This is a genomic window from uncultured Blautia sp. (genome assembly GCF_902497045.1).
Lineage (GTDB): Bacteria > Bacillota > Clostridia > Lachnospirales > Lachnospiraceae > Blautia_A.
The window spans coordinates 1-16,295 of record NZ_CABVDF010000047.1 but is presented as its reverse complement, the minus strand read 5'-3'; the positions used below and the strand labels follow the sequence as shown (position 1 = coordinate 16,295).

Sequence of the window (16,295 nt, the reverse complement as noted above, 5' to 3'; positions counted from 1 at the left end):
AGTATCTCAAAAAAATGTTTTATTTTTAAACACGGAAAAAGCCCTGCCGCACCCAAAGAGTACAGCAGGACTTTTTCTCAGCCATTTTATAATTTTCTTTTTTCGAATATAAGGAACATGGAAACTGATTATCTGTAATAAACAGAATTCCATTTCAGTTCATTTTTAAAGTTACGGATCGTAGTATCTTTATCAATATATACAGCCTCAATACCCATTGCATTTGCCCAGTCGCCCATCTGCTCTGCAGTAAGGTCATAGGAAAATGCTGTATGATGTGCACCGCCTGCAAGAATCCATGCCTCAGCTCCTGTAGCAAGATTTGGCTGCGGTGTCCAGAAAGCAGATGCAACCGGAAGATTCGGCATTGTTTTTTCTGTATGTCTGCAGTCTACATCATTGATGATCAGACGGAAGCGGTTTCCAAGATCAACAAGGGATGTTGCTACAGCCGGGCCTTCTTTTGCTTCAAATACCAGACGTGCCGGATCCTCACGATCCCCCATGGAAAGCGGATTTACACGGATGCTTACAGGACCGTCTGCGATAGTCGGGCAAACCTCAAGCATGTGAGCCTGAAGGATTCCTTCTTTTCCCGGAACCAGATTATATGTGTAGTCCTCCATAAAGGAAGTACCTTTTGCATTTGGTGTGTTCTGTGTCATGATCTTCATAAGACGTACCATAGCTGCTGTTTTCCAGTCGCCCTCTGCACCAAATCCATAGCCTTTTTCCATCAGTCTCTGGATTGCAAGACCAGGAAGCTGCTGAAGACATCCAAGATCGCCAAAATGAGTTACAATGGCCTGATAATTTTTCTCCTCGAGAAAACGCTCAAAACCAAGCTCAATCTGTGCCTGTACTGCTACATGTTTGCGGAATTCAGCCTCATCTCTTCCTTCAAGGATGATCTGATATTTGTCATAGTACTCTTCTACCAGCGTATCTGTATCTGCTTTTGAAACAGCTTTTACTGCTTCTGCGATCTCATTGATCGGATAAGCATCAATTTCCCATCCAAATTTGATCTGAGCCTCTACCTTATCACCTTCTGTTACCGCTACGTTTCTCATGTTGTCTGCAACACGCATAACACGGATATGACTGCTTTCCATGATACCAACTGCAGTACGCATCCAGGATGCAATACGTTCCTGAACTGCACGGTCATTCCAATGTCCAACAACAATTTTACGTTCAATACCCATACGAGTTACTATATGTCCATATTCACGGTCACCATGAGCAGACTGATTTTCATTCATAAAGTCCATATCAATGGTATCGTAAGGAATCTCTTCATTAAACTGCGTATGCAGGTGAAGAAGCGGTTTGCGGTATTCCTGAAGACCAAGGATCCATGATTTTGCCGGTGAAAAAGTGTGCATCCATGTAATAACACCTGCACATTCTTCATCTGCATTTGCCTCATTAAAGGTACGGCGGATCACCTCATTTGTGATCAAAGTTGGTTTCCATACAACCTCGTAAGGAAGTATTCCTGATGCGTTGAGTTTATCTACAATAATCTTGGAATGCTCTGCTACTTTTCTCAGACATTCATCGCCATAAAGATCCTGTGAGCCTGTTGCAAACCAAAATTTATAATTTTTTGCTGCTTTCATTCTTTCTAACCTCCTAAATTACTCTGCTGCATATGTACAAACCGATGAACGTTCACTAATCTCCACCGGAAATTCATATGTCACATCACTGTTTGGATTTTTGATCAGCTGCAGGAGCATTTCTGCAGCACGGGTTCCCAGCGCGTCCATAGGATGTCCCACAGACGTCAGAGGAACCGGATTCAGTCTGGCAAGATCCGAATTATCAATACCTACTACAGAAAGATCTTCTGGAATCTTTTTGCCATTCTGAAGCATTCTTCTTGTCAGTTCATGGGCAACCTCGTCATTATAGCAGACACAGGCAGTACATCCACGCAGACGGTTTTTCAGTTTTTCCACTATCCGGGAAAAATCTTTTATTTCCAGGGTATCGATCCAGCAGATCCTGCTTTCATCCACCTCGATCCCTGCATGTCCCAGGGCTTTCAAATATCCCAGATACCGCCTCCGTCCCTGTCCGTCATCTGTCTTAAAGACACCTGCAATGCGGGTATGTCCTTTTCGGATCAGATATTCCGTAGCAATCTTTCCTGCCTGGATATCATCCATGCTGATATGAGGAATATTCAGCCCCTCATAAAAACTGTTAAAAAACAGGATCGGAATCCCTCGGGACATCAGCCGTCTGTAATATTTCAGATTTGGATTTGGCAGACCGCTCATGACCGGCTCTGCAATAAGCGGGTCACGATTTCCTTCTTCAAGGAATCGTTCCAGCAGTCTGCGTTCCGTTTCAATACGATTGCCTGTGAACATAATGCGCGCACTGTATCCGTCCTTTTCCAGCCGTTCCACCATAGACCGGAGGATGCGGGGAAAAATATAATTATCCACATATGTAGTAAGGATAGTCACTGTATGGGAAAGTTCTTTTTTTTCTTCCTCCACTGCTTTCTCGTCACTAACGTATGTTCCGCTTCCCTGAACCCGGGTCAGAACTCCCTGCTGCTCCAAAAGCCCCAGCGCGTGCCTTACCGTCTGGCGGCTGATCCCGAAGACACGGCTGATATCATTTTCTGATTCAATCTGATCTCCACGGTTCAGCTCTCCGGATGCTATTCTGTTTTGAATCCATTCCGTCACCTGACGGTATTTTGACATTCTCATATTATATACCAGCTATACGATTAATTCTTTTTCTTTTTCGTTGTTACATCAAGTACAACAGCGCCAAGAAGTACGGCACCTTTTACTACTTTCTGAAGGTCTGTAGACATACCGCACATGGACATACCATTGTTCAGTACACCCATTACAAGAGCACCTACAACGGCACCGATAACAGTACCTACACCACCGGATGCAGCCGCACCGCCGATATAACAGGATGCGATGGCATCCATTTCAATTCCATCACCCATTTTCGGGTTGGCTCCACCCTGACGAGCGGATAACACAATACCTGCAAGAGCTGCAAGAACGCCCATATTTACATATACCCAGAAGAATACATGCTTTGTATTGATACCAGACAGTCGTGCTGCTTTGGCATTGCCGCCCATTGCATAAATCTGACGTCCGGCAACCGTTTTGCTTGTGATGAAATGATAAACAGCCACTACTAATCCAAGTACGATCAGCTGAATCGGAATACCATTGTACTGGCCAAGCTTGATAAAGAAGAACCATACAATCAAAAGGATAACAATATCTTTTACAGCCATCTGCCACGGAACAATATTTGCAAATCCATATTTGTTATTTGTTTTGATAGTATTCAGTTCAGAAAGGATAATACCCACTGTCACAACAACTGCTACTGCCACACATACAAGGTCAAGAGTCCCTCCTGCAAAGTCCACCTTGATAGTAGGAAGGAATCCGGTTCCGATAAATGCATAATTCTGAGGAAGAGGTCCTACTGTCAGAGATTTCAGTAAAGTATATGTAAGACCACGTCCCATAAGCATGGTAGCCAGAGTTACTACAAATGGCGGAATATCCAGGTAGGCAATAAAGAATCCGGAAAAGATACCAACTGCAAGTCCGATTCCGATAGCAACCAGCCATGCAAGAGCAACCGGTACATTCTGCTCAACTACAAGCTTTGCCGCACATGCAGCACCAAGAGCTACAACAGAACCGACACCCAGATCGATATATCCGGTCAGTACGCAGAGCAGCATACCTGTTGCAAGGATGATGATATAACCATTCTGCATGATCAGGTTATTGATATTTGTAGGCGTTGCATTGGATCCGCCTGTAAGCACATAGAAAATAGCGAAGATAACAACAAGCGCTACGATCATTCCAAGGGACTTTAAGTCCAGATTCACATATTTTTTCTTAGTATCTGTTCCCATTACTCTTCTCCTTTCGCATTACTGTCCATAATGCACTTCATGATACTTTCCTGACTCAGTTCTTCGTGGCTGAGTTCTCCTGCAATACGGCCTTCATTGATGATGTACGCACGGTCGCAGGTACCGATGATCTCCTGCATCTCGGAAGAGATGACGATCACTGCTTTTCCTGCCCGGGCCATATCATTGATGGCACAGTAGATCTCATATTTTGCACCGACGTCAATGCCTCGTGTAGGCTCATCCAGGATCAGTACATCCGGCTGAGTCATCATCCACTTGGCAAGTACCACCTTCTGCTGATTACCTCCGGAAAGAGCGCCAACAGTCTGGTGGATGGATGTAGCTTTTACATTGATCTTCTTCTTGTATTCCTCTGCCTCAATGTTTTCTTTTCTCTCATCAACAACCACACCATTTGAATAATAATTGCGCAGTGCAGCCATTGTCATATTTGTCTTGATATCATTGATCAGCACCAGACCATATGTTTTACGGTCTTCTGACGTATATGCGATCTTATTATTAATGGCATCCTTAACGGTCTTTGTGCTGACCTTTTTGCCGTGCATATAAACCTCGCCGGAAATCTTCTGTCCATAGGAATGGCCAAAAAGACTCATGGCAAATTCTGTACGTCCGGCTCCCATCAGTCCTGCAAGTCCTACTACCTCTCCTGCCCGAACCTTGATGTTGATATTTTTCAGGATCTGCATTTCTGCAATTTCCGGGTGATATGCGTTCCAGTTTTTAACTTCCAGCACCACATCACCAATCGGACAGTTATCGCGAACCGGATAGCGGTTGTTCATTTCACGTCCTACCATACCTTTGATAATACGGTCCTCTGTCCATTCATCCACACCTTTTTTCAGTGTTTCGATAGTCTTTCCGTCACGGATAATCGTAATGGCATCTGCTACATAACTGATCTCATTCAGCTTATGGGAAATAATGATACAGGTAACGCCTTTCTTTTTCAGCTCCAGCATGATTTCCAGAAGCTGCGCAGACTCCTCGTCATTAAGAGCCGCTGTAGGCTCATCCAGGATCAGAAGATCTACGTTCTTTGCCATTGCTTTTGCAATCTCGATCAGCTGCTGTTTTCCTACTCCAAGTGTATTTACAGGAGCATTTAAGTTTTCATTTTCAAGGCCTACATGAGCCAGGGCTTCTTTTGCCTCTCCTCTTGTCTTGGTCCAGTCAATGACACCTTTCATGGAAACACGTTCGTTGCCCATGAAAACATTTTCTGCAATTGACAGATAGGGGCTTAATGCCAGTTCCTGGTGAATGATAACAATACCCTTGTTTTCACTGTCCTTGATCTTATGGAACTTACAGGTCTCACCTTTATAGATAATGTCTCCCTCGTATGAACCATAAGGATACACACCGGAAAGTACATTCATCAGAGTTGACTTGCCTGCTCCGTTCTCACCGCACAATGCATGGATCTCACCCTTCTTCACCTGAAGGTTTACATCATCCAGAGCCTTTACGCCGGAAAATGCCTTTGTTATGTGCTTCATTTCCAAAATAACTTCAGACATGCCTCTCCCTCTCTCCTTTTCTTTTATTCTAAAACAAGGGCGGCGGATTCTCCCGCCGCCCCTAAAAATCGCGCATTCAATTAATTTTATTATTTAAGCTGATCCTCTGTGTAGTATCCGCCGTCGATCAGAAGTTCCTTATAGTTGGACTGATCTACTGCAACCGGCTCACACATATATGTAGGAACAACCATTTTGCCGTTGTCATACTGCTCTGTATCGTTGATCTCCGGCTCTTCGCCCTTAAGAACTGCATCTACCATAGTAACAGCTTTCTCAGCAAGAAGACGTGTATCTTTGTAGATAGACATTGTCTGAGTTCCGTCGATGATGTTCTTTGTAGCCATAACCTCAGCGTCCTGACCTGTGATCATCGGCCAGTTTTCTGTTGTGTATCCGGCACCAAGAAGAGCTGCTTTGATTCCGTATGCAAATCCGTCAAATGCGGAGCATGCGATATCAAGATCTTCATCTGCATAGTTTGCTGTCAGGATGTTCTCACAGTTAGCCTGAGCTGTTTCCTGAGACCATCTGAGGATACAGGTGTCTTCAAAAGAAGTTCTTCCTGATTTACATACCAGAGTTCCGTCATCCAGATACTCCTGAAGTACTTCCATAATACCATTGTACAGGAAAAGTGCGTTGTTATCATCCGGAGATCCCATAAAGAACTCGATGGTATAGGATTCACCAGCCTCACGAGCTGCATCAAGGTCTTTGTTCTCTTTGATGTAGTTACCGATAACAGTACCAACACCCTTGTTATCAAAAGTTGCATAGTAAGAAACAGCATCTGTGTCCATCAGAAGACGGTCATAAGCGATGATCGGGATGCCTGCTTCCTTAGCCTGTGCCTCAGCATTTACAAGTACGCCTGAGTCGATTGCTGCAATAACCAGACAGTCAACACCTTTTCCTACATAGTTCTCAAGCTGAGAAACCTGCATTGCGGTATCATCTTCTGCATACTGAAGCTCTACTTTGTAGCCTTTTTCTTCCAGCTGTGCTTTCATGTTGGCACCATCGTTGATCCATCTCTCTGATGACTGAGTCGGCATCAGAATACCAACAGTCTTCTGCTCTTCTTCCTCTGCAAATACAGTTGCTGTGGAAGCTACGCCCATAGAGCATACCATTGTAGCTGCAAGTACTGTGCTAAGTAATTTCTTGTTCATTTTGTTTCCTCCCTTTAAATGATTTCATGTACAAGTTATGTACATGTTGTTTTTTTCTCACGATAAAACATGCACAATGCTTTGGTTTGTTTTTTGTGCATTTTGCACGTTACGCATCGTGTATCACCTTTAACTGTAAGCACATTGTACACCTATATTTCATTTGTGTCAAGAGGATATTCTATTTTTTTAAACATTTTAACGGAAAATTGTATTTAAGTTGTATGCACTATTGGTACATTTGTTCCATTCAGCTTGTATGTACATATCATACAACTTGTACATTATTACCCCGTAACAATGGCTTATCCGGCGAAAAAAACAGAAAAACAAAAGAAAAGTATCCTGAATTTTCAATAATAGACAGATGCCAAATCCATCCATCTGTGATATGATGAACATTAGATGTCAGTCTTCCTTACTGATCATCATGGACTCTGACATTCCAATAAATAATACTGGAGGTTAATATGGGAGAATTATCCAATATCGAAATGCTTCCTTTACCTTTTCTTGAGCGTATGAAAGAAATGCTCGGAAGTGAATATGACGCTTTTTTAGAAAGTTATCATTCCCCCAGAACTTATGGACTTCGTGTCAATACATCCAAAATAAGCTGTGAGGAATTTGAACAAATTGTGCCTTTTCCGGTTTCCCCAATTCCCTGGACAACAAATGGCTACTTTTATACAGAAGACATCCGTCCTTCCAAATGTCCCCTTTATCAGGCAGGGCTCTACTATCTGCAGGAGCCCAGCGCCATGACCCCTGCCGCCTGTCTTCCTGTAGAACCGGGAGAAACTATTCTGGATCTTTGTGCAGCTCCCGGCGGAAAAGCTACTGCTCTAGGAGCTGCACTGCGCGGAGAAGGACTTCTGATCGCCAATGATATCAGCGCTTCCCGCACAAAAGCACTGCTCCGAAATCTGGAATTGTTCGGAATTTCCAATAGTTTCGTAACAAATGAGACTCCGGCACATCTGTCAGAAAAATTTCCTGAGTTTTTTCATAAAATTCTTCTGGATGCCCCCTGTTCCGGAGAGGGAATGTTCCGAAAAGAAGAAGCCCTGGCCAAAGACTGGACTCCAAAAAAATCCAGCGAACTGGCCTCCATTCAGAGGGAACTGATCCTTCAGGCTGCAGATATGCTCCGCCCCGGAGGCCTTCTGCTATACTCTACCTGTACTTTTGCTCCTGAAGAAGATGAAGGCACCATTAATTTTCTTCTGGAACAACGAACCGATATGAGTCTTCTGCCGCTTCCGGAATATGAAGGATTTTCCCACGGAGTTCCTGAATGGGGAAACGGAAATAGCGAACTGACAAAATGTATCCGTCTGTTTCCTCATAAAATAAATGGAGAAGGACATTTCCTTGCCCTTCTCCGGAAACATGGAGAAACAGACTGTATCCAGCAGCCGGCTTCTGTCCGTTCCAATCCGGATACTGAAAAATGGCTCCGTCTGTTTTTGGAGGAGATCGGACTGAAATCCCTGGGCGGAAACCCATTTGACTGGAGCCGTGTAGAAACAAGAGGGGATAAAGTTTATTATCTTCCACCTGTCAACAGTAATTTCCGCGGACTTACCTTTTTACGAAACGGACTTTATCTGGGTGATCTCAAGAAAAATCGTTTTGAGCCTTCCCAGCCCTTTGCGCTTGCTCTCCACAAAGGTGATGCAGAATCTGTGATTTCTCTTCCGGTAGAAGATCCCCGTCTTATCCGATACCTTAAAGGCGAAACTCTCCTTATTGAGGAAGGAGAAAGCACCAGAAAAAAAGGATGGCATCTTCTCTGTGCAGAAGGCTATCCTCTTGGCTTTGGCAAACTGGTAAACGGAACCTTAAAAAATAAATATCCAGCCGGATGGAGAGTCTGACAAGCAGACTCTCCACAGCTTTATCTTACCTGTATTTCTTTATGGAGCGCAAAGGAATAGATCACACACTCCTTTACTTTTTTCTTTCTCATCTTCTGCAGCGCCCTTGCATAATCCTTAAGCTGGCTGCGGTAGCGGGCGATCAGTATCGGCTCCTCTCCTTTTTGAATCCGGTCTGTCTTGTAATCTACAAGCACAATCTCATCTTCTTCCAGGAAATAGGAGTCAATGATCCCCTGTACAAGAATCTTTTCTTCTCCATCCCACAGTTCATCTACCTCAGCTGCTTCTACGGCGATCACAAAGGGCTGTTCCCGAAAAAGACAGCCCTTCTCTGCTGCTGTTTTCATTCTTTGTCCAAGATCAGAAGCTGCAAATTTAAGAATATCCTTAATATATATGCTGGCAGCCTCTTCTTCCGTAAGCTTTTTCTGTTCTTCCAGACGAATGATCTGTGCTCTTATTTCCTCATAAGAGCCGGTTTTCTTATAATCCAGACATTCCATTACACGGTGATAAGCAGTTCCTCTTGCAGCGCCCTTACAGCTCTGAGACTCTTCTGAAATAAATCTTGGGATCAAAGGAACAATATCCGGTTCTGCTAATGTATTTTCTTCTATTTCCATTTCATCCTGCCAGCTTCGTTTTTTCAGGTCCGAAACACTGACCTTCACCGGAAGCTCTTTCAGATAACTATAGGGATAACGGAAATTAAATCTTTTTTCCAGAATATCATGAATCTTCCTGTCATAGATTTTACTGCTGTCCCAGTTTTTCAGTACCTGTTCCCGAATCTGCTGTTCTGTCATATCCATAATTTCATTTTCTATCAGATCTGCCGCAGTGATTTTTTTCACAATAAAATCTGTTTTTCCATCGTACCAGTTCTCCTGCATCTCCCCGCCAAAACCATATTCCATGTACAGTTCTCTCATTGCCGGATGAATACTCAGAGCAGGAAGAATATAATCCCAGAAGGTTTTTGCCCGGATACGCTGCCCCAGAGAGATTCGAAGTTCTGCATCTTCCTTCCAATTCCAGAGATTTATAATTCTTTCTTTCAGTCTCCCTATGGTACCTGTAATATACAGCTTCTCCTTTGCACGGGTCAAAGCCACATACAGCACACGCAGTTCCTCTCCAAGACTTTCTCTTTTCTGAACATTTCTTATCACCTGCTTCTGAGGTGCAGAAGCCAGCAGTCTTTTTTCCGGAAGGATCACATCCGTTCCAAAACCAAGCTCCGGGTGAATGAGAAATCTTGCGTTAATATCCTGAAAATTAAACTGTTTTCCCATACCAGCCGCAAAGACAACAGGAAATTCCAGTCCCTTACTTTTATGAACTGTCATGATCTGTACCGATCCTTTACCTGCATCCATTACATTGACTTCTCCAAAATCCACCTCATATTTCTGAAGATTTTCAATGTACCGCACAAAATTAAACAGACCTCTGTAGCTGGTTTTTTCGTAATCCATGGCTTTTTCCACCAACATACGAAGATTAGCCCCTCTCTGGCTTCCCCCCGGAAGAGCACGGACAAAATCTTCATATCCGGTTTTCCTAAGAATATACAAAATCAGCTGATGAACCGGAGTATAGGAAGACATATCCCGGATTTCCCGAAGCTGTTCCAGAAATCCGGCAAGTTTATCCCTAAGTTTTTGTTCCTCTTCTGTATCAAAACTTTCTCGCTCAGTAAACTGGCAGAGACATTCATAGACCAGTCCTTTTGGACATGCCTTCCGTATTTCTCCCAGTTCCTGGGTTGTACATCCCACCATAGGAGAATGAAGCACACCGGTAAGGGGAATATCCTGAAGAGGATTGTCGCATATCCTCAGATAATTCAGAAGATTTACCACCTCCGGAGCAGAAAAATATCCCGTTCTGGATGAGGTATATGCAGGAATTCCTCTTGAAATAAGAATTTCACGAAAAGTTTCTGCCCATCCGTAGGCAGACCGAAGAAGAATAACAATATCTCCATATTCTACCGGACGGTATCTCCCTGTTTCCTTATCAAGAACCTGTTCTTTTCCCACAATACGAGATATCTCTCCTGCTATAGCAAGAGCCTCCAGTTCCCTGTCTGTCTGATTTCCAGTCTCCTCCTCCAGCTCTTCTCCGTCTTTTTCCACCAGAAGAACTTCTGTGGTGCAAAAGCTTTCATCTGCCCCCTCCGGAAAGACAGCTCCGGGATAAAGAGCATTGCTGCTGTCATAATCAATCCCGCCTACATCCGCTCCCATGATCCGGTTAAAAATATAATTGACCGATGTAAGCACCTGATGACGGCTGCGGAAATTTTTATGAAGATCGATCCGCTGTTCCAGGCTGTCCGAAGTGGAATAACTGTAATATTTTTCCATAAAAAGCTCCGGTCTCGCCAGTCGGAAACGATAAATACTCTGCTTTACATCCCCTACCATAAAAATATTCTTTCTGTTTTCAGCCCATCCCGAAACCAGATTTGTGATCATCTCCTGCACCGAATTACTGTCCTGATACTCATCGATCATCACCTCATCATATTTTTCTGAAAGCTCCCTGGCCGCCTGACTGGGAATGATCTGATCTCCTTCTTTTTCTGCCAGAATATGCAGGGCAAAGTGCTCCATATCGGTAAAATCCAGAATGTTCTTTTCCCTTTTTTTCCGGGCAAACCGTTCCTGGAAATCTGTCACCAGTTCCACAAGACTCTCCAGCGGTGTTCTGCACAGCTTTACCGTATTCAGTAATTCGTCCTCATCCCAGCAAAGATATTTCTCCATCATGTTCTTCAGGATTCCCTTTTCTTCATCACGGAGATTCTTTACCCAGTCTTTTTTTGCAGGATCTACATCCGGTGCTTTTTTACGGGACAACGCCTTAAATGACATTTCCTCTGCAGCATCCCGCAGCTTGCCGTAATCCATTTCTTCTGTCACTTTTTTCAGAACATTCACCATGGTAAGATCGCTGTCCAAAGCTTCCAGGTAGGGAAGAGGGCCCTCTGCTTCCAAACATACCGATCTGGCTTTTTTGACAAGCTGCTCCGCCTCCTGTATATTTTCTTTTATTTCTTTCCAGAAAACATTAATCCACCGGGACTGGTAAATTTCACGAGCCTTATCCACCTGATATTCCTTAAGACACGCCTTCAGCCACTCCTCCGGAAAAGGATGACTCATAGATGCCTCATATACCTTTAAGATCAGATCTTTCAGTCCCTCATCTGTTTTTCCCGGTGCATAACATTCCACCAGCCGGAGAAATTTATCTTCTTTTTTTTCGTAAGCATCCTCCAGAAGCTCCCTGACCACATCCTCCCGGAGAAGCTTCAGTTCTCCCTCCTCCGCCGTACGGTAGCCAGGATCCAGTCCTATCATATGAAAATAGTTGCGAATGATATAAGAACAGAAACCATCTATGGTGGTAATCTGGGCTGTATGGATCAACGTCATCTGTTTCTGAAGATGCGCATTGTCCGGATCCTCATAAAGAGCCTTTTCCAGTGCAGCAGACAGCCGTTCCCTCATTTCCCCTGCTGCCGCTCTTGTAAAGGTCATGATCAGCAGCCGGTCCACATCTACCGGATGTTCCCTGTCCAGGATCTTGTTCAGGATCCTTTCTACCAGAACCGCTGTCTTTCCGGATCCTGCCGCTGCAGAAACCAGAATATTACGATTTCTGAGAGAAATTACTTTTTGCTGTTCTTCCGTCCATGTGACCGCCATTTTACTCTGCCTCCATTTCCATAGATTTCCATATCTCCTCATCTGTAAACTGTCTCAGACGTCTGTATTCATATCCCGGGATTTTTTTGTCAAACCCGCAGACCCCCTGATAGGTACAATAGGTACAGGCATTTTTCTTTCCCATTTCATAAGGAGAAACCTCCGCATCTCCGGAAAGAATATGAGAACGGATCTCCGCGATCTTATTTTTGACATACTGATTCAAAAGCTGAAACTGCTCGCGGGACGCCACAGAAGAACCTTTTCGGAAACCTCCGTCTTTCGTAAAAGAAACAGGCAGCGAAGAAGCTCCGGCATCTAGTTTATGAATGATATTGTCCGATGAATTTACCAGCCCGTTCATTTTCAGTTCTTTATAGATTTTCCTTTCAAGTTCCTGGAGATCCTCCTGAATATCGGTCTGGATCATTGGATCTTTGATATTATAATAAAAAATTCCCGCAGGCTCGATCTGACAGTCCGGGTGTTTTTTCTTTTCTGCTTCCATAGCTGCATCCATATATACTACAAGCTGAAGCTGAAGGCCATAATAAACCCCAACAAGATCAAAGGAAGTATTTCCGGACTTATAATCAATGATCTTCACATAAACCTTTTTATCCTCTTTGAGAACATCCAGACGGTCGATCCTTCCGCCTCCTATGGAGACTTCAAATCCCTCCGGTACAAATTCCCCGCAGCGAAGCTGTTCCTGCAAAGCCCAGACGGTACGTTTCAGGATTCGGAGCGTCCGCTGGATCATATACTGATTTCTGGCGCTGCTTTTCAGAATCGTATTTCCATAATCTGCCGCCACCTGTTCCATACAGTATTCCGCAATCCGGTCTCTCTGTTCCTCTTCCAGGTCTGCCCAGTCAAGACCTTTTCTCCGAAGCTCTGCGGCAAATTTTTCAAGTGCCTGATGAAGCACATTTCCCATATCCATTGCCCGAAATTCATATTCCGCCCGTTCTGTCACAGCCAGACCATACTGCAGAAAATGTGCAAAAGCACAGGCGGCAAACCGTTCCAGCCGGGTGGCGCTGTAATCGGAGATTTCTCCGTACAGAGCCTTTGCCACACTTTTACTGATCCTGTCCTCAGGTTTTCGGACAAAAGCAGCCTCTGTAAGCTTTTTTGTAAGATCCTGATATTCCGGACTTCTCAGATACCAGCTGTATAATTCCTGGAACAGAGGGTCCTGCTGCATTTCTTCATTTTCCAGACCAGACAGCAAAAATCCAATACCGGTGGACGGAGTTTCCAGAAGGTCCAGAGGATTCTCCGGTTCCTCCGCCTTTTCTGCCAGAAGATCCGGATACAGCTTCCGCACTGTACCAATCAGGTAGGCCGGACTGACCGCTTCTCCTTTGGCATTGGAGCAGCTGTAAGAAAGATATAAATGTTCAGAAGGTCTGGTAAGATTCAGATACAGATAAAATCTCTGCATATTCATCAGTTCTTTTGGCCCCGGAGCAAGCTCCACTCCCTGATCTTCAAAAAAATCTCTGTCCAGTTCTGTAAGAAGTCCGCCGGATTCTGTTTTCTTTGGAATGTTTCCTTCATTCATTCCCACAAAAAACAGAGCACGGATATCTTTCAGTCGAGTTCTCTCCATATCCCCAACAAGGACCTGATCGACCCCCGGAGGAATCAGAGCAACCTTTGCCTGGGACATTCCTGTTTCAAGAATCTGTCGAAATTCTTCCGAAGATACGATTTCCTCACCCAGGATCTCTGCCATTTTATCCAGCAGCTCCATAACGATCCCATAGATCTGAGCATACTCTTTTTCCATTGCCCTGATGCCTTTTCGTGCAAATATCTCCTCCTGGATCTTTAATTTTTCCTGAATACGGCTTTTCACAATAAACTCGTAAAGATACTGGCAGTATTCCCTGACGGTTTTCTTTCTTCCGGAAAATCCCAGTGCCAGAGCCTCCGTTTCTTCTATGAATTTCTCACGGATTCTGTTGATCTCCAGAAGAGATTCCTCTTTCATGCCCCGATAAACCCGCACCCACTTTTCCTTCCACCGTTTAAATCCACGGATCCCCAGCGCCACTGCATAGTTCTCCAGCCAGTCTGTCTCCTCTCTGGTCACATCGGACATTCCGCATCTGAGATATCGGAATACACTTTCATAGGAAAATCCCTGGGCAGCCATTTCCAGAGCAGCCCGGATATATTCCACAAAAGGATTCATAAGAATAGAATGCTTTTCGTCCACAAAGAAAGGAATTCCTGCATCTTCAAATGCCTGTCTTGCAAGACTTCCATAGATTTCCAGATCTCCTGTGATCACCGCGATCTCTCCATAACGGCAGCCTTCCTCCCTGACAAGCCGCAGAATTCTTCTTGCAGTTTCCTCCATTTCTCTGACCGGATCTCCCGCACAGAAAATCCTTATGGAATCCTGCTTACCGGAAAATGTTTTTTTCTGGTAGCGGAAGATATTCTGCTCCAAAAATGCCAAAGCCTCTGCCCGGGCATGGCGGGACTTACTGCCCGGCGCTATCCAGATCGGCTCCAGAATATCTTTCGTAAGTTCACAGAGACTTCGGATCATCTTATGACTCATATAAAAAAGCTGATGAGATTTTTCTTTATACAAAAATGGCTCCCGCACGTCCATAGTCACTGTAACAGATACCTTTTCACATGATATCAGCAGTTCCCGGATCACCTGGATCTGTATCGGTGTAAAACCAGTAAATCCATCCAGCAAAAGAACACTGTCTTTCAGTTTTTCGGAAAAAGCAATCTGCTTTGCCAGGATTTCCAGAACTTCCTCAGCTGTCATATAATGATCTTTCAGATAATCCCGGAATCCATGATACAGTACTGACACATCCTGAAGCTTCATCTGAAGAAGGGTTCTGTCTGACGCATCCTCCTGCATCTTCTTTATCTCTGCCTCTCCCACACTATACTGCATAAATTCCGAGATCAGAGATTTTACCTCATCCAGATATCCGGGTTTTTTCATCTGATTTTTCAGATATACCAGTTCCTTCTGATGTTTCTGAACCAGTTTCTGGAGAATCATATTTTTTCCGGTTTCTTCCAGTATCCTTCTGACATCACCGCCGGTTTCTTCCAGTACACGGTAAGCAAGACGGTCAAAACTCAGAACATCAATATTCAAGATTCCACCATCCGGGTGCATCTGTACCAGAGTTTTCTGTGTCTGCATGGTAAACTGCTCCGGCACGATCACATAATACAGTTTTTCCGGATGGTCCACAGCATCAGAAATAAGACTCTGAAACGCTGTATAAGATTTTCCGGCTCCGGAATTTCCAATGATAAACTGAAGCGGCATAATTTCCTCCCTGAATTTTTTCTTCCATTGTAGCACATATGTTCGATTTCTACAATCACTCATTTTTATCATAAAGAAAAGACTGCCTGCATATGATAAATCATAAGTTCTTTTCCTGTTCTGTATGATCCATACAGATGTTATTTACAGCAGTACTTACATATTCTGACCAGGAGGCAGCCATATGAGTTCCAGAACCAAGATCATTGTTTTACATATGAAGGAGATCATTTATACAGGAATCTTCCTTTTGTTTCTTTCCATCCTGGGAATCCTGCTATTTGTCATGTTCGGTCCCGGCAGAGCAAAAACAGCTTCCACAACTCCTGACGCTGTCTACACTCCGGGAATCTACCGCTCCTCCATTGCACTGAACGGAAACAGTTTTGATGTGGAAGTCACTGTAGATGCAGACAGGATACAATCTATCCATCTGGCAAACTTAAGCGAAAGCACAGCAGCTATGTTCCCGCTTGTGGAACCCGCCATCGAAGAACTGGCAAGTCAGATCTACAGTGGGTGTGATCTGGATAAACTGGAATATGCAAGTGATCAGAAGTACACCTCTTTGATGCTGATCCATGCCATCCAGGACGCAGTTAAAAAAGCAGAAATCCAATAAAAAATACCCGTTACCGGATTTTTACATTTTGAACTGCTTCCCGTCAAGTAGACAATCAAAAAAATATAAAGTTTTTTCTGCCAG

9 protein-coding genes are annotated in these 16,295 nt (G+C 44.0%); 2 read left to right on the top strand and 7 right to left on the bottom strand.

Annotated elements, in window-relative coordinates:
- Positions 1–128 precede the first annotated feature (128 nt).
- The 5 genes from araA to chvE form a co-directional block, all read right to left on the bottom strand.
- Positions 129–1,625, bottom strand: a complete 1,497-nt coding sequence (gene araA / locus RDS42_RS05485) for an L-arabinose isomerase (RefSeq protein ID WP_308782771.1) — start codon at positions 1,623–1,625, stop codon at positions 129–131.
- Positions 1,626–1,643: 18 nt separating this feature from the next.
- Entirely contained in the window at positions 1,644–2,735 is a 1,092-nt protein-coding gene (locus RDS42_RS05480; RefSeq protein WP_308782770.1) for a GntR family transcriptional regulator, read from the bottom strand.
- Between the two features lie 20 nt (positions 2,736–2,755).
- Positions 2,756–3,934, bottom strand: coding sequence for a multiple monosaccharide ABC transporter permease (gene mmsB, locus RDS42_RS05475; RefSeq protein WP_308782769.1), 1,179 nt, complete (start codon positions 3,932–3,934; stop codon positions 2,756–2,758).
- Positions 3,934–5,487, bottom strand: coding sequence for an ATP-binding cassette domain-containing protein (locus RDS42_RS05470; RefSeq protein ID WP_308782768.1), 1,554 nt, complete (start codon positions 5,485–5,487; stop codon positions 3,934–3,936). Before RDS42_RS05470 ends, mmsB begins: the two co-directional genes overlap by 1 nt.
- Before the next feature lie 89 nt (positions 5,488–5,576).
- Positions 5,577–6,623, bottom strand: a complete 1,047-nt coding sequence (gene chvE, locus RDS42_RS05465) for a multiple monosaccharide ABC transporter substrate-binding protein (protein ID WP_308782772.1) — start codon at positions 6,621–6,623, stop codon at positions 5,577–5,579.
- A gap of 509 nt (positions 6,624–7,132) precedes the next feature.
- Here chvE and RDS42_RS05460 point away from each other — a divergent pair.
- Positions 7,133–8,542: an RsmB/NOP family class I SAM-dependent RNA methyltransferase gene (locus tag RDS42_RS05460; RefSeq protein ID WP_308782767.1), complete on the top strand. Its 1,410-nt coding sequence runs from the start codon at positions 7,133–7,135 to the stop codon at positions 8,540–8,542.
- Between the two features lie 20 nt (positions 8,543–8,562).
- Here the strand turns inward: RDS42_RS05460 and addA are convergent, their stop codons facing one another.
- Entirely contained in the window at positions 8,563–12,264 is a 3,702-nt protein-coding gene (gene addA, locus RDS42_RS05455) for a helicase-exonuclease AddAB subunit AddA (protein WP_308782766.1), read from the bottom strand.
- 1 nt (position 12,265) lies between these two features.
- Positions 12,266–15,589: a helicase-exonuclease AddAB subunit AddB gene (addB, locus tag RDS42_RS05450; protein ID WP_308782765.1), complete on the bottom strand. Its 3,324-nt coding sequence runs from the start codon at positions 15,587–15,589 to the stop codon at positions 12,266–12,268.
- Between the two features lie 184 nt (positions 15,590–15,773).
- On the opposite strand from addB, the gene RDS42_RS05445 reads away from it, so the two are divergent.
- Positions 15,774–16,211, top strand: coding sequence for a hypothetical protein (locus RDS42_RS05445; protein ID WP_308782764.1), 438 nt, complete (start codon positions 15,774–15,776; stop codon positions 16,209–16,211).
- Positions 16,212–16,295 lie beyond the last annotated feature (84 nt).